The following is a 21,574-nucleotide window of genomic DNA, read 5'->3' as shown; positions in this document are numbered from 1 at the left end:
ACCCCGCGGATCGTGGCGGGCACCCGTACCGGTCCACCCGTCATGTACGTGGTCAAGTGATCGCCCGACGCGGTCATCCGACTGCCTCCGTAGCTGGGGGGCCTGGCTGTCCTGCGTCATCGTGGGAGTTCGAGGGTCGTGGTCAGCTGATGACCACGGACCGGCTCCACAGTTCCTCGGCGTGCTCCGCGAACCGGTCGAACATCCCGCCCTCGCTCTGGTGACGCAGGTGCAGCAGGGGCGAGTCATGGCCCACTAGGCGCGCCAGATGGGGCGTCACGAGCGCGTCCGAGTCCATGCGGAACACGCTCAGGCCGACGTGGTTCACCGCGTCCTCCGGAGCGCTGTAGCGCGCTTCCAGGCCCTCCACCTGCCCTATCTTGGCGAGTTCGCCCAGGGTGATGCGGACACGGGCCGACACCGTGAGGGTCGCGTCCTCGACGGCCTCACGCTGCCGGGTCACCTCCCCGCCAGGTGCTCCCAGCAGGAACCGGACCCTGACCCCGGTCTCCGCCTTGTGGCGCAGGGTGTCGGCGAACGCGGGAACCTGCGTCCAGAGGAAGTAGTTCGTGTACCCGGCGAAGAACAGCTCTTGGGTCGCCCCGGTGATCAGGTCGGCCCACACGGTGGACGGGCAGGCGGACCGGTACGGGTAACTATGGATGATCTCCCGGTCGAAGCCGGTCTTGATCTTCTCCTTGACTGCCTGCGGCCACAACATGTCTGCATCCACTCCCAGGGCTCGGGCAGGGGCTTCGCCATGGCGTACGGGCGACCGCGCTGCCTCATCTGCGGTCAGAAGCCCGTGACGCGGACGACGGTCACCGTCACCACGCTGGGGCTCACCTCGGGCCAGGTCCGCGTAGGCGATGCGGTACTCATTCGACGCTCCGGTACTCGTCGTCACCGAGGTCCTCGACGAACGTGACCTGAGAGAGGTCACCGGACCGGACGCGGTCGAGCAGCGCCTCCTCGGCCGCGTCGTGCTCGGTGGGGATGTTCATCGCCCACCGGACCAGCGTGAACGGGAGTTGGTCGGCCGGAGCGTCCTCGATCTCCGCGACGAACCGGGCCCGCAGCTCCTCGGGCAGGGCCTCGCGAACCCCGCGGATCGTGGCGGGCACCCGTACCGGTCCACCCGTCATGTACGTGGTCAAGTGATCGCCCGACGCGGTCATCCGACTGCCTCCGTAGCTGCGGGGCGGCTGTACCTCGGTCATCGTAGGAGTCCGAGGACCGGGCATCAGGCCCGTGGGCCCGGCGCGCGGGAGCGGGGAGCGGCGCGCCGGGCCCCGTACGCACCGTACGGGCGTCGGGTCAGGCGGACGGCAGGTCGTAGGCGTCGGCGATCAGTTCGTAGGAGCGGAGCCGAGCCGCACCGCTGTGCGCGTTCGCGACGAGCATCAACTCGTCCGCGCCGGTGCGCTTGTGGAGCTCGTCCAGGCCCGCCCGGACCTGGTCCGGCGTGCCGTGCACCACGTCCGCGTTCCAGGTGTCGACGAACTCGCGCTCCATCGGCGTGAACGGGTGGCGCTCCGCCTCCTCGGGGGTGGGCACCAGACCCGGACGGCCGCTGCGCAGCCGGAGCATGCTCAGCGCCGCGGTCATGACCTGGCGGCGCGCCTCGCGCTCCTCGTCCGCGGCGAGGGCGGCGACGCCGATCAGGGCGTACGGGGCGGCCAGCAGCGCCGAGGGCCGGAACGAGTCCCGGTACAGGTCCAGTGCGGGGACCGTGTTGCGGGCCGAGAAGTGGTGGGCGAACGCGAACGGCAGTCCGAGCGAGCCGGCGAGGCGGGCGCTGAAGCCGGAGGAGCCGAGCAGCCAGACCGTCGGCCGGTGCGGGGACTGCACCCCGCCGGGCGAGGTGGCCTGCACGGGACCCGGCACGGCGTGGACGCGGGTGTACGGGTGGCCCGGCGGGAAGTCGTCGTCGAGGAACCGGATGAGCTCGGCGGCCTGCTGGGGGAAGTCGTCGGCGCCCTCGCCCGGCCGGTCGGTGCGGCGCAGGGCCGCCGCCGTGGCGCCGTCCGTACCGGGGGCGCGCCCGAGGCCGAGGTCGATGCGGCCCGGGGCCAGGGCCTCCAGGGTGCCGAACTGTTCGGCGATCACCAGCGGCGCGTGGTTGGGCAGCATCACCCCGCCCGAGCCCAGCCGGATGCGGCGGGTGTGCGCGGCGAGATGGGAGAGGATCACCGCCGGGGACGAGGAGGCCACCCCGGGCATGGAGTGGTGCTCGGCGACCCAGTAGCGGTGGAAGCCGCGCCGTTCGGTGCTGCGGGCGAGTTCCACGCTGGTGCGCAGCGCTTCGGACGCGGTGTGTCCGGCGCCGACGGTGACCAGGTCGAGCACGGACAGCGGGACGGGGGCCGTACCGTGTCGGACGCCGATGACGCCCTCCGCGCGGGCGGGGTCCCGCTCCTGCCCCTGCTGTCCCTCGGGCCCTTCGTGCGCGTGTCCGCCGTCGCTCGCCGCCACTGCCACCGTGTCGCCCTCCCGCTCCTCGGGGCCGCGTGCGGGCAGCCCTCGTCGTCGTGTCGTCGTCTCGACAGTGAGCAGAACAGGAGGGGGACTCCGGTTGTTCCCGCCGGTTCCGTTCCGGTGGTTCCGTTCCGGTGGCCGTCGCGGGTCAGACCGCGTACTTCCAGACCACCAGCATGTGCGCCCCGTACCAGGAACCGAACACCGCTCCCGCGGACAGCACCAGGACCAGTCGGCGCCGGGGCAGCCGGCCGAGCGCTACGGCCAGCGGCACCAGCAAGAGCAGCGCGGGCACCAGCAGCCGCAGCTTGGAGTGGTAGAAGTTCGACTGCCCCAGGGTCATCACCAGCATCGCCGTTCCGTAGACGAGCAGCGGCGGCCAGGCTCCCCGGCGCCAGGCCAGGGCGGTGAGCGCGCAGGCCGCGACGAGCAGGAACGCGGTGCTCAACGGCACCCAGCCGTCGCCCCGGGCCAGGGTGTCGGTGAGGAAGTCGACGGTGGCGGCGCCGCTGTCCCAGTGGGTGCCCCAGCCGGCCTCCTGGATGACGAACCAGCCGTCGAGCTGCCCGGTGCGCTCGGCCACCCACAGCAGGTAGGCCGGTGTCCCGGTGCAGGCCAGGACCAGCCCGGCCAGCGGGCGCCAGCCGAGGCGTCGGGTGCGCACGACCTCGCCCAGCACGGCGACCGCCAGGGCCAGCGCCAGGGCTCCGGCGGCCGGTCGGGTCAGCCCGGCGAGCAGTCCGAGGGCGCCGGCCGCGAGCCAGTTGCCCCGGCGGGCGGCGAGCAGGGCGCCGGCCGCCAACGCCAGGAACAGCGCCTCGCTGTACGCCATGACGAGGGCCACCGCCATCGGCTGCGCCACCGCGACGAGGACGAGGGTGACGTCCGCGGTCCGCCGCCCGTACAGCGAAGTGACCAGGGCGTGTACCGCGAACAGCGCACCGAGGAAGGCCAGGTGGGCCACGAGCAGCGCCGCGGCGTCCACGTCGAGGCCGGTCGTCCGGTGCAGGGTCCGGACGAGGAGGGGGTAGAGCGGGAAGAACGCGAGGTTGTTGCCGAGCGGTTCGCCGTCCGCGCCGTAGGCGATCTCGTCGGGGTAGCCGTCGGCGGCTATCTCCGCGTAGAGCTGCCCGTCCCAGGAGAGCAACCGTTCGCGGACGCCGGCGCCGGGGATGGCGGAGGTGAGCGTGAACAGGGCGGTGAGGTGGGCGGCGGTGGCCGCGGCGTACACGGCGAGGACGGTTCGGACCGTGCGGCGCCGCGCTTCGGTCGAGGACAGCGGGCCGGTGGCACTCGCGGCGGTCCGGTCACCGGAGGCGGGGTCGGGGTCGGGGGTGGACGGCGGGAGGCTGGTGCGCGGTCGGAGGGGAGACGGCAGGATGGCCCTGGGTATTCGGGGGCGGGTGTCTGCGGCCATCTTGGGGTCTCCTCGCGGGGTCGGCGTCTGCCATCCTTACGCACCCCACCGACAGCGAGGTTGACCCGGTCCCGCCGGTGAGACGCGGATCACCACCACCGGCGCACACCGGGTCAGGGCAGCGGACTGCGCGAGGGCTCGACTCCCCCACCGACACCCGTCGACCCGCCGCCCGTCGGCCCACCACCACCTGTCGGCCCACCGAGCCCGGTGGGCCGGGTGGGTTCGGCTTCCGGCCGGTCGTTCACCGCACCGGTGGCCCGGGTGCCGCCGGTGCCGGGCGGGCTGGTCTGCGGGCGCGGGCGGGCGTCGCGATCGTCCCCGCGCGGACTCGGGTCCGCGGATTCGGGCCCCGGCAGCAGCGACGAGGCCGGGATCGTCGGCGGGGGCGCGGGCGGTTCGGCGGCCCGGGTCAGCAGGGCCGCGCCCAGGGCCGCCGTCACGGTCACCGCGCCCGCGGCGCCGGCGGCCAGCGTCCGGCGTCTGCGGCTGCGGGCGAGCGCCACGATCGTCCCCGGGTCGGCGGGTCGGCTGCGGGCGGCGGCGCGCTCGGCGGCCTCCTTGAGCCCGGCGCCGAACGGATCGTCGTGCTCGGTCATCGTTGGTCCTCCCCGGAGGGCGAGCGAGGGGCGGCGGCGCCCGGGACACGGGCGGCCCCGGGCGGCGGGTCGAGGGAGCCGGCGAGCTTCGCGCGGGCGCGGGAGAGGTGCGTCTTGACGGTGCCGGTGGCCAGTCGGGTCTCCGCCGCGATCTGTTCGACGGTCAGGTCGCAGACGTAGAAGAGGGCGGCGCACTGGCGCTGTCGGGGCGGCATGTCGCGCAGGGCCCGTTCGATGTCGACGGTGCCCGGGTCGGGTCCGCCGCTGGTGACCGGGTCGGCCCGGCGTTCCCAGGCGTGCCGGCCGCGGACCAGGCGGCGCCAGCGGCTGACGGCGAGCCGCCAGGCGACGGTCCGCACCCAGGCGTCGGGGCCGAGGTCCCGTTCGAGGCGGCGGCGGTGCCCCCAGGCCCGGACGAACGCCTCCTGCACCACGTCCTGCGCCTCGTGGAAGTCCCCCGTCATGACGTACAGCTGGCCGGTGAGCCGGTGCACCGAGCGCCGGTAGAACTCGGCGAACTCCTCCTCGGTCAAACGTCAGCGCTCCTCGCAGGCGTACGGGTACCCGCCGACGGTACGCGCAGCAAGGGGGCGGTCAGTCGGTGGGGACCTGCACCAGGGGCTCACGGGTGAAGAGGGCGCCGAGGCCGGGGGCGTTCACCCGGCGGTCCGCGAGCCGCAGGGCCTCCCAGACGGTCACCTGGTTCGCGGTGAGCACCGGCTTGCCGAGGTCCGCCTCCAGATCGGTGAGGTGGGCGGCGGTGCGCAGGGCGGTGCCGGGGACGAGCACGGCCGCGGCGTCCGGACGGTCGGCCGCCCGGACGAGTGCGCGCAGGGCGGCGAAGCCCGCGGGGCCGCCGCTCGGGTCGGTGGCGGGCCGGGCGGCGTCGGGGTCGCCCGCCACGGCCACGACCTCCGTACCGGCCTCCTCGGTGAGGAACCGGGTGAACCGTTCGGTCAGGTCCGCTCCGTACACGGTCGCCACCGCGACCCGGTGGGCGCCCAGCTCCCGTACCGCGTGGGCGAAGCCGAACGAGGTGCTGGAGGCGGGCAGGCCGGCGGCCCGGGCCAGGGCGCGGACCTGTTCGTGGGCGCCGGCCGGGCCCAGCGCGAAGCCCGGCCCCGCCCAGACGGCCGTTTCGGCGCCGGACAGCCGCAGTTCCTCGACGACGGCCGGGAGCCGCCCCTCGGAGGGCACCGGCACCGCGTCCACGGTGAGGTCCGGCCCGTCCAGGGGCGAGCCGTCCGCCCCGGCGGGGTCGTCGGCTCGTACGGCGTGCAGCCGGACCCCGCCGCCGAGCAGCTGTTCCGCGCGCACGTAGTCGTCCGCGGCGGTCCGGCCCGGGTACAGGAATCCCAGTGAGGTCACGTGCTGTCTCCTTCGCGTGCCTGATGCCCGGCGCGGCGCGTGCCCGGGGCCCGGCGGGGTGCCGTGCTCGGCCGGGCGGGGCCGTGCTCGGCCGGGCGGGGGCCGGGTGCGGCTCCGACCACGCGCCTGCCCGGTGGGTCCGCGGCCAGCCGCCGGATCGGGGGCGGCTCGCCGTGGTGCGACGCCTCCTCCCAGGATGCCCCGCGCCGGCGGGCCCGGCGCGACGGCCGCGCCGGGGGACCACTCCGGCAGCGCGTCAAAGCGGCCCGCACTCCCCCCGTCACGACCGGCCGGCATCCCCGTCACGACCGCCCTGCGCCCCCGGTATGACCGGTGTGCGCCCCCGGTATGACCGGCCCGGCCACCCCGTACATCCTTCTGTGTAGCGGGGATTCGTCGCCGCTCACGACGTGGACGAGCACCGCGACCGAGACGATGAACACATGTCCGAAATCCGGTACTCAGCTCCTCCGCAACCGTCTGACGCCCCGGCCCGGCCGGTCGAACAGGCGGCGGGGGCGGCACCCGCGCGACGCGCGCGCAATCCGCTGCTCGACGTCCTGCGGGGCGCGGCGATCCTGGGCACGTTGGCGACCAACGTCTGGATCTTCGCCACCCCCGGCTCCGAGGGCGGAGTGGCCTCGAACATGGGCGGCTCGTTCGCCTCGTTCGGGGACGGCGTCGAGAGCGTGGTGCGGCTGTTGGCGAACGGCAAGTTCCTGTCCCTGCTGACCGTGCTGTTCGGGGTGGGCCTCGCCATCCAGTACGCGTCGGCGGCCCGGCGCGGGCAGCCCTGGCCGGGGCGGTACCGGTGGCGGGCGCTGTTCCTGTTCGCCGAGGGGACCGTGCACTTCCTGCTGGTCTTCGCCTGGGACGTGCTGATGGGGTACGCGGTCACCGCGCTGTTGGTGGCCTGGTTGCTGGCCCGTTCGCAGAAGGTCCAGGACCGGGTGATGTGGTGGGCGCTGGGTCTGCACCTGACGCTGATGGCGGTGCTGACGGTCGGCCTGTCCGCGCAGGGGGAGGAGGACACCGAGACCGGCCAGGACGTGATCGACGTGTACGCGCACGGGAGTTGGGCCGACCAGATCGGGTACCGGCTCGACAACGTGCTGGTGCTGCGGATGGAGCCGGTGCTGTCGTTCGGGCTGCTGGTGTTCCTGTTCCTGCTGGGCGTGCGGCTGTTCCGGGCGGGCGCCTTCGGCGACGACGAGACCGGTCGCCGCATCCGGACCCGGCTGCTGCGCTGGGGCCTCGGGGTCGGTCTGCCGCTGTCCGTGCTGCTGCCGGTGGCCGGCTCCGGGTTCTTCCTGCTGGACCGGTACGTCGCCGGGCCGCTGACGGCACTCGGCTACCTGGGGCTCGTCGGCTGGCTCACCGACCGGGCCACCCGGGCCGGGCGGACGGGCCCGCTGCTGCACGGCCTCACCTCCGTCGGCCGGACCGCCCTGTCGGGGTACGTGCTCCAGAACGTGCTGTGCATGCTCGCCGCGTACGGGATCGGCCTCGGCCTGACGCACCGGCTCGGTGACGGCTGGTGGCCGTGGTGGCCGCTGGCGCTGTGGACGGCGGTGTGCGCGGTGCTGATGGTCGGCTCGACGCTGTGGCTGCGGCGCTTCTCGACCGGTCCCCTGGAGTCGTTCCAGCGGTGGGTGCTGCGCCGGTGACCCCCGGGCCCGTACGGGAGTGACCCCCGCGAGCGCCCCGGCTGCGCTGATCCACCGCATCCGGGGCGGCCGGGGCGCTCGGGGCGGGTACGGCGACCGGGGGTGGGTATGCCTGTCGCGGGATCGGGGGGCGTGCTCACCGGGAGGGGTGTCATGCGTCAGCTCACGGGGCTGTCGGCAGTTCGCATGCTGGAGGGGTACCGGACGGGCGAGTTCAGCCCCGTCGAGGTGACGGAGGCGGTGCTACGGCGCGCCGAGGAGATCCAGCCGGCGGTGAACGCCTTCGTCCGGATCGACGCCGAACGGGCGCTCGACGCGGCGCGGGCGTCGACCCGGCGGTGGCGGCGCGGGGAGCCGGTCGGGCTGCTGGACGGGGTGCCGGTGACCGTCAAGGACCTGCTGCCGGAGCACGGGGTGCCCACCCTGCGGGGCTCGCATTCGGTCGACCCGGCGGCGCGACTGGCCGATCCGGACGCCCCCGCGGTGGCGCGGCTGCGCGAACACGGGGCGGTGTTCACCGGGCGGACGACGACCCCGGAGTTCGGTTGGAAGGCGGTGACAGACTCCCCGCTCACCGGGATCACCCGCAACCCGTACGACCCGGGCCGGACCTCCGGGGGCTCCAGCGGCGGAAGCGCCGCCGCCCTCGCGGCGGGCGCCGGCCCGCTGTCGGTGGGCACGGACGGCGGCGGCAGCATCCGCGTCCCGGCCGCGTTCTGCGGTGTCGTCGGGCTGAAGCCGACGCACGGGGTGGTGCCCTCGTACCCGCCGAGCGCGTTCGGGACCCTGGCGCAGGTGGGCCCGATGGCCCGGGACGCGGCGGACGCCGCGCTGCTGCTGGACGTGCTGAGCGGCGCCGACCCGCGCGACTGGTCCGCCGCGCGCCCCGCCCCCGGCGGCTTCCGCGGGCCGGCCGCCGTGGAGGGGGTGCGCGGGCTGCGGGTCGCGTTCTCGCCGACGCTCGGCGGTCAGGTCGCCGTGCGCCCGGGCGTCGCCGCGGCGGTGCGGCGCGCGGTGGAGGGCCTGGCGGGGCTCGGCGCGTACGTCGAGGAGGCCGATCCGGACCTCGCCGACCCGGTGGACGCCTTCCACACCCTGTGGTTCAGCGGCACCGCGCACCTGACCCGCTCGCTGAGCCCCGCACAGGTCGCCCGACTCGACCCGGGGCTGCGCCAGGCCCGGGCCGCGGGGGCGGCACTCTCCGCGCAGGACTACCTGGCCGCCACGGACGTCCGGGCGGAACTCGGCCGTCGGATGGGCCTGTTCCACCGGACGTACGACGTGTTGGTCACCCCCACCCTGCCGGTGACCGCCTTCCCGGCGGGGGTCGAGGTCCCCCCGGGCAGCGGGTTGCGCCGCTGGACGGGCTGGACCCCGTTCACGTATCCGTTCAACATGACCACCCAGCCCGCGGCGACCGTACCGGTGGGGCTGGACGCGGACGGGCTGCCGGTGGGGCTCCAGATCGTGGCCGCCCGGTTCGCCGACGAGACGGTGCTGCGCCTGGCGAACGCCCTGTTCGAAGCGGGTGTCGCCGGGGTTCCGGCGCCCGCGCTGCCGGGTGCTCCCGCGCACGCGCCGGAGCGGACACCGGACCTCGCGGCGGGCTGACGGGACGCGCCCCGGCACTCGGATGGCTGACGGCCACCGGGTGCGGGGCGTGATCCGGCCCGCATAAGTCGCTCGGGGGCGGGTAGCCGCGCGCAATGGCTCCACGACTGCGAGACGACTCAGCGAACAGACGCGTGCCAGACCCCGGTAGCGCGGACGGCGGCGCCCGGCGCGGGCCGTCCCCGATACCGGGGGCCGGCGCCGGGCCCCGACCGCGCCGGAGGTCCCTGCTCATCGGGGCGGCGGTCCTCGGCACGGCCGGGGCGCTCGGCGCCGCGGGCTGCTCCCGGGTGCCCACCGGCGACACCCTGGCCCGACTGAAGTCCCAGGGCACCGTACGACTGGGCATCGCCGGCGAGGTGCCCTACGGGTACATCGACGAGGACGGCGAGTTCACCGGGGAGGCGGTGGAACTGGCCAAGGTCATCTTCAAACGGCTGGGGGTGGCCCGGGTCCAGCCCGTGGCCACCGACTTCGGCTCGCTCATCCCGGGCCTGAAGACCCAGCAGTTCGACGTGGTCTCGGCCGGGATGTACATCAACGAGCAGCGCTGCCAACAGGTCATCTTCTCCGACCCCGAGTACCAGATGCTCGACTCGTTCATCGTCCGCAAGGGCAACCCGCTGGGGCTGCGCAGCTACGAGGACGTGATCGGGAAGAAGGCCAGGTTCGGCACCGGCTCCGGGTACGCGCAGAGCGGCTACGCGGTCGCGGCCGGGTACGCGCAGAAGGACGTCGTGGTGCTCCAGGACGGGGTGGCCGGGCTGAACGCGGTGGAGTCCGGCCGGATCGACGTGTTCGGCGGGACCGCGCTGACCACCCGGCAGGTCACCCGCAAGAGCAGCCGGGCCGAGGCCACCGAACCGTTCGCCCCGGTGGTGGACGGGGAGGAACGCGTCGACGGGGGCGGCTTCACGTTCCGGCCCACCGACACCTCGCTGCGGGACGCGTTCAACGTCGAGATCCACCGGATGAAGGACAGCGGGGAGCTCCTGCGGATCATGCGGCCGTTCGGGTTCACCGAGGCGGAGATGACGGAACTGACCGCCGAGGAGCTGTGCTCATGACCTCCGGACTCTGGCAGCACTGGGTACTGCCCGGCATCTGGACCACTCTCCAACTGACCCTGTACAGCGCGGCCCTGGCGACCGCGGTCGCCTTCGGGACCGGCATCGCCCGCACCCACCGCCTGAAGACCGTGCGCTTCCTGGCCGGCTTCTACACGGAGGTCTTCCGCGGCACCTCGGCCCTGGTGCTGATGTTCTGGCTGTTCTTCGTGCTGCCGCAGTTCGTGGGCTGGTCGCTGGTGCCGATGTGGGCGGCGGTGCTGGCGCTGGGCCTGTGTTACGGGGCGTACGGCGCCGAGGTCGTGCGGGGCGCGCTGAACGCGGTGGCCCCGGCGCAGCGGGAGGCGGGCGTGGCGCTCAGCTTCACGCCCTGGCAGCGGATGCGGTTGATCCTGCTGCCGCAGGCGGTGCCGGAGATGCTCCCGTCGTTCTCCAACCTGCTGATCGAACTGTTGAAGGCGACGTCCCTGGTGTCGCTGCTCGGGATCGGTGACGTGTCGTTCGCCGCCTATCTGGTCCGGCTCGCGACGCAGGACAGCGCGCAGGTCTACACGATCACCCTGGTGATCTACTTCGTGATCGCGTTCGTCCTCGCCCGGGGCATGAAGGCCCTGGAGCGGCGGGCACGAGCCGGTCTCGGCAAGGCGCCCGTCGCGGCGGGCACGAGCGGAGGTACCGCATGAGCACGTACTCCACCGCCGCCGCCCAGGCCGACTCCTGGGACTGGCAGGCCGTCGTCGACTTCCTGCCGCACTTCTGGGACGGGGTGCTCATCACGCTCCAGGTGCTGGCGCTGGGCTCGCTGATCTCGTTCAGCCTGGGCCTGGTGTGGGCGCTGGCGCTGCGCGCACCGACCCGGTTCGTGCGCTGGCCGGTCGCGATGCTGACCGAGTTCATCCGCAACACCCCGCTGCTGGTGCAGTTGTTCTTCCTGTTCTTCGTGCTCCCGGAGTGGGGCGTCCAGTTCTCCTCGCTGACCACGGGCGTCGTCGCGATCGGCGTGCACTACTCGACGTACACCTCCCAGGTCTACCGGGCCGGCATCGACGCGGTGCCGGTCGGACAGTGGGAGGCGGCCCGCGCGCTGAGCCTGTCGTACCGCAGGACGTGGACGGCCGTGATCCTGCCGCAGGCCGTGCGCAGGGTCGTCCCGGCACTCGGCAACTACGTCATCGCGATGTTGAAGGACACTCCGCTGCTCGCGGGGATCGGGGTGCTGGAACTGCTCCAGCAGGCCCGTCTGGAGGCCGCGGACACCTTCCAGTACACCGAGGCGCTGACCGTCGTCGGGATCGCCTTCATCCTCATCGCCTATCCGTCCTCGCTGCTGATCCGATCCCTGGAGCGCCGCCTTGTCTACTGACTCGACCCCGACCCCGGCCCCCACCCCGACCGGTCCGACCCCGACCGGCCCCGCGAGGCCCGAGCCCGCGGAGACCGGCGCTGTGGCGGTGGAGGAGCTGATCCGCTTCGAGGACGTCACCAAGCGCTTCGGGGGGACGACCGTCCTGGACCACCTCGACTTCTCGGTCGGGCGGGGCAAGCACGTGACCCTGATCGGTCCGTCCGGCTCCGGCAAGACGACGATCCTGCGGCTGCTGATGACCCTGCTCAAGCCCGACGAGGGGCGCATCCGGGTGGGCGGGCGCTATCTGACCCACGAGGAGCGCGACGGCGAGCTGGTGCCGGCCCGCGAGAAGCATGTGCGCGAGGTCCGCAAGAACATCGGGATGGTGTTCCAGCAGTTCAACCTGTTCCCGAACATGAAGGTGCTGCGGAACGTCACCGAGGCCCCGGTGACCGTGCTGGGCCTGTCCCGCGACGAGGCCGAGCAGCGCGGCCGGGAACTGCTCGACCTGGTCGGACTCGCGGACCGCTGCGACGCGTACCCCTCGCAGTTGTCGGGCGGGCAGCAGCAGCGGGTGGCCATCGCCCGGGCCCTGGCGATGCGCCCGCAGGTGCTGCTGTTGGACGAGGTGACCTCGGCGCTCGACCCGGAGCTGGTCGCGGGGGTGCTGGACGTGCTGCGGGACGTCGCCCGGACCACCGACATCACGATGCTGTGCGTGACCCACGAGATGTCGTTCGCCCGGGACATCTCCGACCAGGTGCTGATGTTCGACGGGGGGCGCGTGATCGAGTCGGGCCCGCCGGAGAAGATCTTCAGCGATCCGGAGCTGGACCGGACCCGGGAGTTCCTGAGCGCGGTGCTCTGAGGGTCCGCGCCCCTGCGGTGACGACGGCGATGACTACCCTCACGAGGGATTCGGGGCATGACCTCGACATATGCCCTGAGGTCATCGGTGCTGCTCGGAGGGGTGATCAGGCCGTCAACCCCCTGCGCCAATCTCGGCAAGCACCCCTTTCCCGGGGCGTGTCGAGGGCTATCGTGGAAGGTGCCCAGCAGCATGGCCCGGGACCGTCCAGGGGGACGCAGTGGCGCTTCAGCACGAGTCGACCGCGCCGTACCGCTCGGTACAGCGCGCCCTGCGGGTGATCGATCTCATCGCCCGACGTTCTGCCGGCGTCGGCGAGGCGGAGCTGGCCCGGGCGGCCGGACTCACCGGCCCCCGGCTGGCCGGACTGTTGCGGATGCTCCGCCGCGAGGGGTACGTCACCCAGTGCGCCGACGGCACGTACACCTCCGGCGAGGCGCTCGACCGGCTCGGTTCGGGGCCGGGCGCGGGGCGGGCCCCGTTGCAGGACTCCCTGGACCGGCTGCGGGGCGACCTCGGCGCCGCGGTGTACGTCGGCCGGTACCAGGACGGTGAGATCCGCGTCCCGTACTGCGCCGACGGTCCGGACACCCCGGCCGTGCACGAGTGGGTGGACTTCCGCTCGTCCGGCCACGCCAGCGCCATCGGCAAGTGCCTGGTCGGACAGCTCGACGCGGAGGCCCGCAGCGACCACCTGTCCCGGCACCGGATGGCCCGGCTGACCTCCCGGACGATCACCCACGAGGGCCAGCTGCTGACCCGGTTCGCCGCCCAGCCCGCGACGGTGCCGGTGCTCGACCTCCAGGAGTACGCGGTCGGCACGGTGTGCGCGGCCGTTCCGCTGACGGCCGGCGCCACTGCGGGGTGCCTCGCCCTGTCGCTGCCGGTCGAGCAGACCCACCGGTTGCGGCCGGCTGCGGACGCCCTCAACCGGGCGGCGGCCTCGGTCCTGCTCGCCCTCACGCTGTGAGCGCCTGGGGGTGGCGCACGGCCGGCTCTTGATCAGCGGGTCCCCGGCCCGCATCCCTGACGGCGCACCACAGCCGCTGCCGGCCCCGGGCACGCCGGGGGCCAGTCGTGTGAGCAGATCTCGTACAACTCGAAGCCGCGCTCCGTCCCCACACGGGAGAAGCCGGCCTTGATGAGCACCCGCCCGGAAGCCGGGTTGTCCGGGTGGCACTTGGCCTTCACGACCGGCAGGTGCAGAGCCCCGAAGGCCAGGAGCAGGAGATCGGACACCGCCTCGGTTCCCAGGCCCCGACCCCAGGCGTCTGGTCTCAGGATGTAACTCAGCGAGCCCACGCCCCAGGCGGTGTTGAGCTTGGCGACACCCGTCAGGTCAGTGTCTTCTTCGACGCCGAAGACGAATTGCGCGCGAGGAGACTGCTCCGCCGCTGCCACGGCCCGCCCGACGTAGAGACGGGCTTCGGCCTCGCCCAAGGGCGCCCGGCCCAGATACCTGACCGCCTCGGGGCAGTAGATCCGCTGGAGAGCTTGCTCGTCGCCGGCCCTCAGCTCCCGTAGCCGGATCACCCTTCCACCTCCGCCAGGACGTCGCCGAGACCAGCGGCGCTCGGCCGATCCGCCGGCTGGGAGAGCAGCACGGGACGGAGCACGTCCTGAAGCTCGGGCCACGACGTAGCCCGGGCCAAGGGCAGCCTCCCCGTGGCGATGGCATCGCGCAGCCCCTCGGGTCCGGCCGCCTGCCTGTTGATTCCGGCCGCCCGGTAATCGAGCGGCCAGGAGCCGGTCGCGCAGGTCCAGAGCACCCCCGCGAGGGCGTAGACCTCGGCTTCCGGTGAAGTCTTGGCCGGCTGCCGCCCCGACGAGATCCAATCAGCCAGCTCCGGTGCCATCAGATGCACCATGGTGCCTCGGAAGGCGGTCCAGGGGGTTGTTCCCACCTTCCGCGACCAGGCGAAGTCGATCAGCTTCACCCCCGTCTCGGTATGGATGCCGTGGGAGGGCTGCAAGTCACCGTGCACCCAGCCGAGAGAGTGAAGGTCAGCGACGGCACGGCACAGGTCGACTGCTGCGGTCAGTGCCCCGGGGCGGCCGGCGGCGTCTTCCCGTGCTACCCGGAACATCTCCCAGGTGGACCGTCCGACCAGCCAGGGAGAGACGAACCACACGACTTCACGGGTGTGGCCCACCGTCACGGTGTATCCCGGGAGCTGCTCCAAGACGGACGCCTCACGCATCGTTGCCTCCGCGGCCTCCGCGGTCCCGAGCTTGATGGCAACAGCAGCCGCGGAGCCCGTCGCCTTCCAGACGGCAGAGCCTCGTCGGTCGGTGACCTGCTTCAACTCAACCGGTCCGCAGACGGCTTCTGCTGCCTTCACTGCCTCCGGGGGACAGGAAGCGAACTCGCCCATGCGCGTACTGCCTTCCACTCGTGGGGTTTGTCCCCAAATACGTCGCGTCCATCGTCCGCCGCGGCAGCGACCGCCGCAGCAAGTCCGGGCGTGCCCTCCAGGAACTTCGGATCACGGAGACGAACGGATGCCCGCACCGGCAAGAACGAGAAGGGAGCCGGCGGAATGGTCCGACCGAAGCGGTCCGAATCCTGCGTGCCCTCGGTGAACTTGCCGAACATCAAGCCGACCGGCCCGTACAGGTTCTTGAGCGCCCAGTGCGGCCAGGTCATCAGTTCGCGGTGGTCGGCGTCGGCGGCCTGCCCCAGCAGGACGATGCTCTCGCAAGCGAGCACCCCGCCGGCGCGAGCCATCAGAAGGCGGACCCGCTCCGCGGCTTGCACTCCCGCGTAGAACAACTCGGCCTCCACGGCGGACGCGCGGGCACCGGCAGCAATCTCGTAGACGGTCCAGCCGGTCATGCCACGGGCCCGGGAAGGCTTGAGGTACGGGCAGTACTCGGCAAGTGTGCTGATGTAGTCCGTCGCGTTCACGCTGCCTGGACTGACCGCCCCTGCTTCGACGAGGCGGAGCGCCCCGGCGGTGGGCCGGAACGCTCCCTCCTTGGAGGTGGTGATCACCGGACGGTCTTCTCCGGCAACATGTCGTCCCCGTCTCCGGGGCCGGGGTTGGGGCCGCAGTCCCACTCCGCCACGATGATCCCCGTGTCTCGATACTGCGCCAGGGTTCCGGCGTTGACCGTGCCGTCAGCGTTCGTGAACCAGATCTCCGGGAGCGTTCCGTACATCTCCTCGTAGTGCTCCACCCAAGTGATCCGGCCGCGGCCGGTCCAGGCCCTGTGGCCCAGTTCCCGGCCGGCGTGCGCAAGGGTGAAATCGCAGTACGCCTCGGCGTTCTGAGCCAGCACGTGCCACGTGGCGTCAATCGCCCGGGAGAACATCTCCGGCGCGGCCCGCCCGGCGTCGAAACGCTGACCGGCGATCTTGAAGAATTTCCCCAGCTCGACCAGCTCGGGGCTGAACTCGGTGGTGACACTCATTCGATTCCTCCAACGGGTTGAGGAAGACGGGGCAGCGCCAACTGGCAGCAGCCGAGGCGCGCTTGTCGCATGAATTCCTCTCAGTCGGAAGCTGGCGTCAGAGCTACACGAAAGGAGGACCGGCTCTACACAACCGCCCTCAGACCGGTCCCGCCCAGAGCAGAATTGCGGAGTCAGTGATGCATCCGTGCCGCAGACCAGGCCATGGCCTGCACGTACGCATGTCACACACGTTGTTGGTACACCAGGAGTGGAAGCCGATGGCGGGCAAACGGGCACGGTTGATCCATCGACGTAAGGCGGTCGGACATACGCAAGAGTCGCTGGCTGAGGCGCTCCGGATCGACCGCACGACAGTGGGTCGCTGGGAAGGCGGCGGTGTTGCCCCTCGGCCCTGGATGAGACCTCCGCTCGCTCGGGCGCTCAAAGTCAGCGTTGACGAGTTGGCCGTGCTGCTTCAGGCAGAGGCGGAGCCCCCACTCGACGCGGCTTGTACGGCCACGTCAGAACCGATCGTCGTGAGGTCGGCTGCAGTGCGCGTGGCGGCTGATGTGGCAGCCCCTGTTTGGGTGGAAGCCGTAGCGGTGGATGCCTGCGACTCCGCCCTCTTCCTGCACTTCGCCAGTCAGTCGAATGTGGACGATCTCGTGCTGGAGCAACTCGACGCTGACATCGGCCGGTTGGCCAAGAGTCTCGTCAGCCAACCGGTCACCACCGTTTTCAGTGAGATCACGACGCTGCGCCGCCTGGTGTTCACCCTGCTCCAAGGGCGTCAACACCCTCGCCAGACGAGTCACCTGTACCTGACCGCCGGTCGGCTGTGCGGCCTGGCCACACATGTGGCTCTCGACCTCGGCCAGTTCACTGCAGCTGCCACCCATGCCCGTACGGCTTGGCTCTGTGCGGAGTCCGCCGACCACAACGGGTTGCGGGCATGGGTGCGATCCGTCCAGTCCCTGATCGCCTACTGGCAGCAGAACTACAGCCAGGCCGTCGAACTCGCTCAATCCGGCCTCCGCCATGCAGATGCCGGCACGATCCGAGCTCGCCTCCTGAGCCTGTCAGCGCGAGCCCATGCTGCCTGTGGTAGCGGCAGCGCGGCCGTCCGGGCAGTGGAGGAAGCCCGGGACGCCCGACACGGCAGCGCCGGTCCGGCCGAACTGCCCGGCGTCTTCACCTTCCCCGAGGCCAAGCAACACGCCTACGCCGGAACCGCTCTGCTGGCCATCGACGGCAAAGGGCATGTACGTCAAGCCGTCGAGGCGTCATCGCAGGCGATCGCCCTGTACCGGTGCTCGCCCGAGGAAGACCAATCCTCCGGCGACCTGCTCGCAGCCCACCTCGACCTGGCCACGGCCCATCTGGCCGCCGAGGACATCGACGGCGCTGCGGAAAAACTGTCGGTGGTCCTCACCGCCCCGCCGGAGCGGCGCACAGCCAGCATCTCGCATCGCTTGCAGACCGTCGGCCTCCGTCTCGGCGAGCCGGTGTACGCAGGTTCAGTAGTTGCCCGGGGTCTTCGTGAGAGCGTCAGAGAAGCGTGCCACCGCCCCGCCCCCGCCAAGCCCCCGGAGCCCGACCAGTGACCCTCGACGAACGGCGGAACGCCGCCGTTACCGATCCGAAGCTGCTGGCCCGCGTCGCCTACGGCGATCAGCGGCACCTGAGCGCCAGACAGTCCCTGTACCGCTGGCAGCGGCCGCGGTACGACCTGCCGGGACTCGTGCTCCAGGAGTTGGCCGGCACCACCGGCCCGGTGCTGGACGTCGGCTGCGGCAACGGAAAGTTCATCGAGCGGCTGCGCCGGGACCGGCCCGATCTCCCGGTGGTCGGCCTGGACGTCTCCCCCGGCATCCTGGCCGGGGTGCCGGGCCCGGTGGTGACTGCGGACGCATCGGCGCTGCCGTTCGCCGACGGTACGGCGGACGCCGTCCTGGCCATGCACATGATTTACCACGTGCGGGACGTCGGGGCCGCGGTCACCGAGCTGGCCCGGGTCCTCGGGGCCGCAGGCGTGCTGGTGGCTTCGACCAACAGCGACCGGGACAAGAAGGAACTCGACGAGCTGTGGCGGCGAGCTGCCGGCGACGTCCTCGGCACTCGGGACGTGCCGAGGCGGGTGTCGCTCAGTTCCCGCTTTTCGCTGGAGAAGGCCCCCCGCCACCTCAGCGCGGCTTTCGGTGACGTGCGCGTGCGGGAGCTGCCCGGCGTGATGGAGATCACCGACCCGGCCCCGGTCGTGGCGCATCTGGCCTCGTACGAAGCGTGGGCCGGGGAGTCCGGCGTGCCGTTCACAGAGACGGTCGGGCGGGCGGAGGAACTGGCCGCCGATGTCATCCGGAACGAGGGCTCCTTCCGCATCACCTGCCTGGGCGGCGTTCTCGTCTGTCGAAGGTAGACCGCCCGGGGATGACGACCGCTTCCCGACCGTGACCGCCCGCGCCCGGTCGAACGGCCCGCTCGGCGTCGGTCGGCGGCCCTGGCCGGAGCACTCCCGCGGACCGGGTATTATTTTTCTCGTCAGCCGGCGCCGCTAGCTCAGTTGGTTAGAGCAGCTGACTCTTAATCAGCGGGTCCGGGGTTCGAGTCCCTGGCGGCGCACCACAGGCAGTGCCTGACCTGGGCGTTCTTCCTTCGGGAAGGACGCCCAGCGGCGTTTGGCCGCCTAGTGGCGGCCGGCCCTGGGGGCGAGGGTGCCCACGATCAGGTCGGTCAGCGCGTTGACCGCTTCGACGGCGGTGGACCGGCCCCGGTTCAGCTCGGCGGCGATCGCCCCGGCCGCGCCCAGCACGCCGATGCAGCGCAGCCGAAGGGACTCGGCCGAGAGGTCGGAGTGCGGCGCGAGGGCAGCGGCCAGCACCCTCGTGTATCCGTCGAGCATCTCGTGCTGGATCGCCTCCATCTCCGGGTCCCCTCTCAAGGCGGCGGAGACCGCGGCGAACTCCGGCATGTCGGTGGCGCAGGCGAAGTACGCGGCGCTCATGACACGGGCAACCTCGTCGGCGGTGGTTCCGGCAGCCCGCAACGCCCGGGCGGTGGCGGCCCGGTGCCGTTCGTCGAGCCGACGGTAGAGCGCGAGCAGGAGGCCGGGGCGGGTGTCGAAGTGGCCGTACACGACCGGCCGGCTCACTCCCGCCGCTTCCGCGAGGGTGGCCAGCGTCAGACCGTCGGTTCCCCGGGCGCGCACGATGGCCACGGCGGTGTCGAGCAGCTGCTCCCGCCTGGCCTGCTTGGGCAGGCGGGTCGTCGTGGTGGCCATGGCCCTCCTCTGGCATCGCGCTCCACGCTATGTTACAAAACGTAGGCTACAAAATGTAACGTCATGGACGGGGGAGGCACCCACGGTGGGACGACCGGAATCCGTACTGGTCCTGGGCGGTTCGGGCCAGGCGGGCAGGACGACCGCCGCCCTCCTGCGCCGATGGCACCCGGCGCTGCCACTGACGATCGCGGGCCGCGACATCGACCGTGCCCACCAGGTGGCCGACGCTCTCGGCGCCGCCACGGCCGTCACCGTCGACCTGCGCCGTAGCGACCTCGGCCTGCCGACCGAGCACCGCTACTCGGCGGTGGTCGCCGCGCTGTGGGACGACCGCCTGAACGGACTGCACTACGCACAGCACCACGGGCTGCCGTACCTCAGCATCTCCAGCGGCCTGGCGGAGATCGCACCGGAGGTGGTCGCGGGCGCCCGGCGGGCGGACGCCGCGCCGATCCTGGTGGCCAGCCACTGGTGCGCGGGCAGCGTCGTCCTCGCCGCACTGGACTCGGCCCGGGAGTTCGACCGGGTCGACGGCATCCGGATCGGCGCCCTCCTGGACGAACAGGACACCGGCGGACCTGCGGGGGCGGTGGACCTGGAACGCTGGTCCACCGCCAGCTCGGCCGGGCTGGTACGTCGCGACGGTGTCTTCACCTGGGTCAACGGCCCCGACGCGCAGACGGACGTGACCGGTCTCGACGGCACGCTGTGGTCCGGTCGGAGCATCGCCATCCTCGACGTGCCGAGCCTCGCCCTCGCGACGGGCGCACCGGACGTCCGCTTCGACTTCGCCCTCGGCGAGTCCGCGGGCCGGCGTCGCGGCGAGCCGCCTTCCGTTGAGATCCGGATCGACCTCGACGGAGCGGATGCAGCGGGTGCACCGCTCCGTACGAGCCGCTACCTGGTCCACCCGGCGGGGCAGCGCCCCTTGACGGCACTCGGCATCGCCCTCGGCGTCGAACGCCTGATCGGCCTGCGCGGCGCAGCCGTTCCGCCGGGCGTCCACACCCCCGAGTCGTTGCTCGATCCGGCGTACGCGGTCGAGCGGCTGGTCGAGTCGGGCGCCACCTTCGTCGACGCACCCTGCCACTGAACGCCGGACGGCGAGGTCGCCGACCCGGCCCCCGGGCATGACGCACACCTGACCGCGGTCAGCAGGGTCAGAAGTCGCCCATCGCGTCGTTCATCGCGGTGGCGACCACCATGAACACCACGCAGAACGCGACGATGACCCCGCAGAACACCAGGATGCCGGTGGTGCCGAGGATGTTCGCGGTACGGGACGGCTCCTGGGCGGTGGCCTTCTCGGGCCGGTCGGCGGTGTAGTGGACGGGGACGAAGTCGTCCTCGACGATGGTCCCGGGCAGGTCCTCCTCCTCGAACCGCACGGTGCGGCCCTCGGCGGTGGTGAACTCGAAGACGAAGTGGCGGACGGTCCGCGACCCGTTGTTGTGGCGGTGCGTGGTCGTGTAGATCCGCAGGCACCGGGCTTCGGCGACCAGCCCGCTGTTCCAGGCCTGGCTGCGTTCCCGACCGCGGCGCACCGCCATCACCGCGCCGACGACCGCTACGCAGGCGATGAAGAATGGCGCTGCGTAAAAGAAGATCAATTCCATGAGGTCCCCCCGTGTGAGTGTGCACGCCACGCGGCCACGGGCGACGTGCGCGAACAGGCTAAGCGTGGGGGGTCACGGGGGGACCCCGGGATGGTACTAACCCTGAATCAGCGTCAGAACGTGACGTCCGAGCAGGCGTAGAAGGCGTTCGGGGTGTCGTTGACCGTCCACACCGCGAGGATCACGTGGTGCCCGGACTTGCCGGAGGGCACCTGACCGGAGTGCGAGAGGGTCCACGGGGGACGCTGACCGTTGTACGGCACCGTCAGGAACGGGGTGGACTCCAGAGCGGACCGCGTCAGCGGAGCGTTCTCGTTCCAACCGTTCTTGGTGATGTAGTACTTGAAGTCGGTCGTGGCGTGCGCGGCGGTGAACTGCCAGCGGAAGTTGTAGCTCTGTCCGCCGGACAGCTTGGTGGTGGGCCAGGCGCTTCCGTTGGGCTGGTTGGGCTGGTCGAGGGCGCTGAAGCCGCCGTTCCCGGCGGAACAGATCTTGCCGTCGGCCGGACCCTTCGCCGGGAAGCCCTTCAGGCCCTCGACGCTCTGCGGCTCGTACTGGATGGAACCGCAGCCCTTGACGATGCCGCCGTTCCCGCACGCCTTCTGCCGGCTGAGGGGCTGATCGGTGTATCCGTGGCTGCTGGCACCACCGGTGGAGAGCGTCATGGCTCCGACGGTGGCGAGTCCGAGCATGGCCGCGTACATCTTTTTTCGCATGCTGCCGCTCCTGGAGAACGTGGGGGTTCTGTGAGGCGTACGCACATTTTGCGGTCTAGACCAAGACTCAGGTTATGGGCGTTAGTTGAACATGTCCATACCAAGAACGGAAGGAATCCGGTCGCAGCGACTCCGTGATCCGG

The 21,574-nt window shown here is 72.0% G+C and carries 24 protein-coding genes, 1 tRNA gene and 1 pseudogene; 12 read left to right on the top strand and 14 right to left on the bottom strand.

Translation table 11 applies throughout. From position 1 onward, the window contains the following. Positions 1-142 precede the first annotated feature (142 nt). From ACFV88_RS07570 to ACFV88_RS07540, 7 genes are all read right to left on the bottom strand, one after another. Entirely contained in the window at positions 143-721 is a 579-nt protein-coding gene (locus ACFV88_RS07570; RefSeq protein WP_385487088.1) for an XRE family transcriptional regulator, read from the bottom strand. Positions 722-878: 157 nt separating this feature from the next. After that, positions 879-1,220: a hypothetical protein gene (locus ACFV88_RS07565; protein WP_385487086.1), complete on the bottom strand. Its 342-nt coding sequence runs from the start codon at positions 1,218-1,220 to the stop codon at positions 879-881. 97 nt (positions 1,221-1,317) lie between these two features. After that, positions 1,318-2,388, bottom strand: coding sequence for an LLM class flavin-dependent oxidoreductase (locus ACFV88_RS07560; RefSeq protein WP_385487426.1), 1,071 nt, complete (start codon positions 2,386-2,388; stop codon positions 1,318-1,320). 238 nt (positions 2,389-2,626) lie between these two features. After that, positions 2,627-3,895: a hypothetical protein gene (locus tag ACFV88_RS07555; protein WP_385487084.1), complete on the bottom strand. Its 1,269-nt coding sequence runs from the start codon at positions 3,893-3,895 to the stop codon at positions 2,627-2,629. A gap of 113 nt (positions 3,896-4,008) precedes the next feature. Further along, positions 4,009-4,494, bottom strand: a complete 486-nt coding sequence (locus tag ACFV88_RS07550; protein ID WP_385487082.1) for a hypothetical protein — start codon at positions 4,492-4,494, stop codon at positions 4,009-4,011. After that, on the bottom strand, positions 4,491-5,027 hold the full coding sequence (locus tag ACFV88_RS07545) for a SigE family RNA polymerase sigma factor (RefSeq protein WP_385487080.1): 537 nt from the start codon (positions 5,025-5,027) through the stop codon (positions 4,491-4,493). Before ACFV88_RS07545 ends, ACFV88_RS07550 begins: the two co-directional genes overlap by 4 nt. A gap of 61 nt (positions 5,028-5,088) precedes the next feature. Beyond that, the gene (locus ACFV88_RS07540; RefSeq protein ID WP_385487078.1) at positions 5,089-5,862 is read right to left on the bottom strand and encodes a decarboxylase; all 774 of its coding nucleotides are present in this window, start codon (positions 5,860-5,862) and stop codon (positions 5,089-5,091) included. A gap of 443 nt (positions 5,863-6,305) precedes the next feature. On the opposite strand from ACFV88_RS07540, the gene ACFV88_RS07535 reads away from it, so the two are divergent. From ACFV88_RS07535 to ACFV88_RS07505, 7 genes are all read left to right on the top strand, one after another. Continuing rightward, the gene (locus tag ACFV88_RS07535) at positions 6,306-7,529 is read left to right on the top strand and encodes a DUF418 domain-containing protein (protein ID WP_385487076.1); all 1,224 of its coding nucleotides are present in this window, start codon (positions 6,306-6,308) and stop codon (positions 7,527-7,529) included. Between the two features lie 153 nt (positions 7,530-7,682). Further along, a complete protein-coding gene (locus ACFV88_RS07530; protein WP_385487074.1) occupies positions 7,683-9,140 on the top strand; it encodes an amidase in 1,458 nt (485 codons plus the stop codon). Positions 9,141-9,325: 185 nt separating this feature from the next. Continuing rightward, entirely contained in the window at positions 9,326-10,207 is an 882-nt protein-coding gene (gene ehuB / locus ACFV88_RS07525; protein ID WP_385487424.1) for an ectoine/hydroxyectoine ABC transporter substrate-binding protein EhuB, read from the top strand. Then, complete coding sequence (gene ehuC, locus ACFV88_RS07520; RefSeq protein WP_385487072.1) at positions 10,204-10,890, top strand: ectoine/hydroxyectoine ABC transporter permease subunit EhuC; 687 nt, start codon at positions 10,204-10,206, stop codon at positions 10,888-10,890. Before ehuB ends, ehuC begins: the two co-directional genes overlap by 4 nt. Then, complete coding sequence (gene ehuD, locus ACFV88_RS07515; protein WP_385487070.1) at positions 10,887-11,570, top strand: ectoine/hydroxyectoine ABC transporter permease subunit EhuD; 684 nt, start codon at positions 10,887-10,889, stop codon at positions 11,568-11,570. Before ehuC ends, ehuD begins: the two co-directional genes overlap by 4 nt. Before the next feature lie 82 nt (positions 11,571-11,652). Continuing rightward, the gene (gene ehuA / locus ACFV88_RS07510; protein WP_385487422.1) at positions 11,653-12,423 is read left to right on the top strand and encodes an ectoine/hydroxyectoine ABC transporter ATP-binding protein EhuA; all 771 of its coding nucleotides are present in this window, start codon (positions 11,653-11,655) and stop codon (positions 12,421-12,423) included. A 220-nt stretch (positions 12,424-12,643) separates the two neighbouring features. Next, a complete protein-coding gene (locus tag ACFV88_RS07505) occupies positions 12,644-13,393 on the top strand; it encodes an IclR family transcriptional regulator C-terminal domain-containing protein (protein WP_385487068.1) in 750 nt (249 codons plus the stop codon). Positions 13,394-13,425: 32 nt separating this feature from the next. On the opposite strand, the gene ACFV88_RS07500 is transcribed toward ACFV88_RS07505, so the two are convergent. Genes ACFV88_RS07500 through ACFV88_RS07485 form a run of 4 tightly spaced genes read right to left on the bottom strand, consistent with a single transcriptional unit; the run spans position 13,426 to position 15,837 of the window. After that, positions 13,426-13,956, bottom strand: a complete 531-nt coding sequence (locus tag ACFV88_RS07500; RefSeq protein ID WP_385487066.1) for a GNAT family N-acetyltransferase — start codon at positions 13,954-13,956, stop codon at positions 13,426-13,428. Further along, complete coding sequence (locus ACFV88_RS07495) at positions 13,953-14,798, bottom strand: hypothetical protein (RefSeq protein WP_385487064.1); 846 nt, start codon at positions 14,796-14,798, stop codon at positions 13,953-13,955. Before ACFV88_RS07495 ends, ACFV88_RS07500 begins: the two co-directional genes overlap by 4 nt. Continuing rightward, complete coding sequence (locus tag ACFV88_RS07490; RefSeq protein ID WP_385487062.1) at positions 14,762-15,418, bottom strand: hypothetical protein; 657 nt, start codon at positions 15,416-15,418, stop codon at positions 14,762-14,764. Before ACFV88_RS07490 ends, ACFV88_RS07495 begins: the two co-directional genes overlap by 37 nt. Next, entirely contained in the window at positions 15,415-15,837 is a 423-nt protein-coding gene (locus ACFV88_RS07485) for a hypothetical protein (RefSeq protein WP_385487060.1), read from the bottom strand. The genes ACFV88_RS07490 and ACFV88_RS07485 overlap by 4 nt, the downstream gene beginning before the upstream one ends. 179 nt (positions 15,838-16,016) lie before the next feature. Here ACFV88_RS07485 and ACFV88_RS07480 point away from each other — a divergent pair. From ACFV88_RS07480 to ACFV88_RS07465, 4 genes and pseudogenes are all read left to right on the top strand, one after another. Further along, positions 16,017-16,277 (top strand): annotated as a pseudogene (locus ACFV88_RS07480) (helix-turn-helix transcriptional regulator); the annotation flags it as partial. Between the two features lie 129 nt (positions 16,278-16,406). After that, complete coding sequence (locus tag ACFV88_RS07475; RefSeq protein WP_385487448.1) at positions 16,407-17,423, top strand: XRE family transcriptional regulator; 1,017 nt, start codon at positions 16,407-16,409, stop codon at positions 17,421-17,423. Further along, positions 17,420-18,235 carry a class I SAM-dependent methyltransferase gene (locus tag ACFV88_RS07470; RefSeq protein ID WP_385487058.1) on the top strand — a complete coding sequence of 272 codons (816 nt, stop codon included), beginning with the start codon at positions 17,420-17,422 and terminating at the stop codon, positions 18,233-18,235. Before ACFV88_RS07475 ends, ACFV88_RS07470 begins: the two co-directional genes overlap by 4 nt. A 129-nt stretch (positions 18,236-18,364) precedes the next feature. Beyond that, a tRNA-Lys gene (locus tag ACFV88_RS07465) sits at positions 18,365-18,441 on the top strand. 61 nt (positions 18,442-18,502) lie between these two features. Here the strand turns inward: ACFV88_RS07465 and ACFV88_RS07460 are convergent. Then, complete coding sequence (locus tag ACFV88_RS07460) at positions 18,503-19,096, bottom strand: TetR/AcrR family transcriptional regulator (protein ID WP_385487056.1); 594 nt, start codon at positions 19,094-19,096, stop codon at positions 18,503-18,505. Between the two features lie 85 nt (positions 19,097-19,181). Here ACFV88_RS07460 and ACFV88_RS07455 point away from each other — a divergent pair, with 85 nt between their 5' ends. Next, positions 19,182-20,192, top strand: a complete 1,011-nt coding sequence (locus ACFV88_RS07455) for a saccharopine dehydrogenase (protein WP_385487054.1) — start codon at positions 19,182-19,184, stop codon at positions 20,190-20,192. A gap of 67 nt (positions 20,193-20,259) precedes the next feature. Here the strand turns inward: ACFV88_RS07455 and ACFV88_RS07450 are convergent, their stop codons facing one another. After that, on the bottom strand, positions 20,260-20,715 hold the full coding sequence (locus ACFV88_RS07450) for a DUF3592 domain-containing protein (protein WP_385487052.1): 456 nt from the start codon (positions 20,713-20,715) through the stop codon (positions 20,260-20,262). Positions 20,716-20,828: 113 nt separating this feature from the next. Further along, positions 20,829-21,431 (bottom strand): lytic polysaccharide monooxygenase, encoded by a 603-nt coding sequence (locus tag ACFV88_RS07445; RefSeq protein WP_385487050.1) that lies wholly within the window; start codon positions 21,429-21,431, stop codon positions 20,829-20,831. Positions 21,432-21,574 lie beyond the last annotated feature (143 nt).

The sequence above is a fragment of the Streptomyces sp. NPDC059816 genome (assembly GCF_042732055.1).
Lineage (GTDB): Bacteria > Actinomycetota > Actinomycetes > Streptomycetales > Streptomycetaceae > Streptomyces.
The sequence above is the reverse complement of the archived record's forward strand: the minus strand, read 5'-3'. Positions and strand labels throughout refer to the sequence as shown.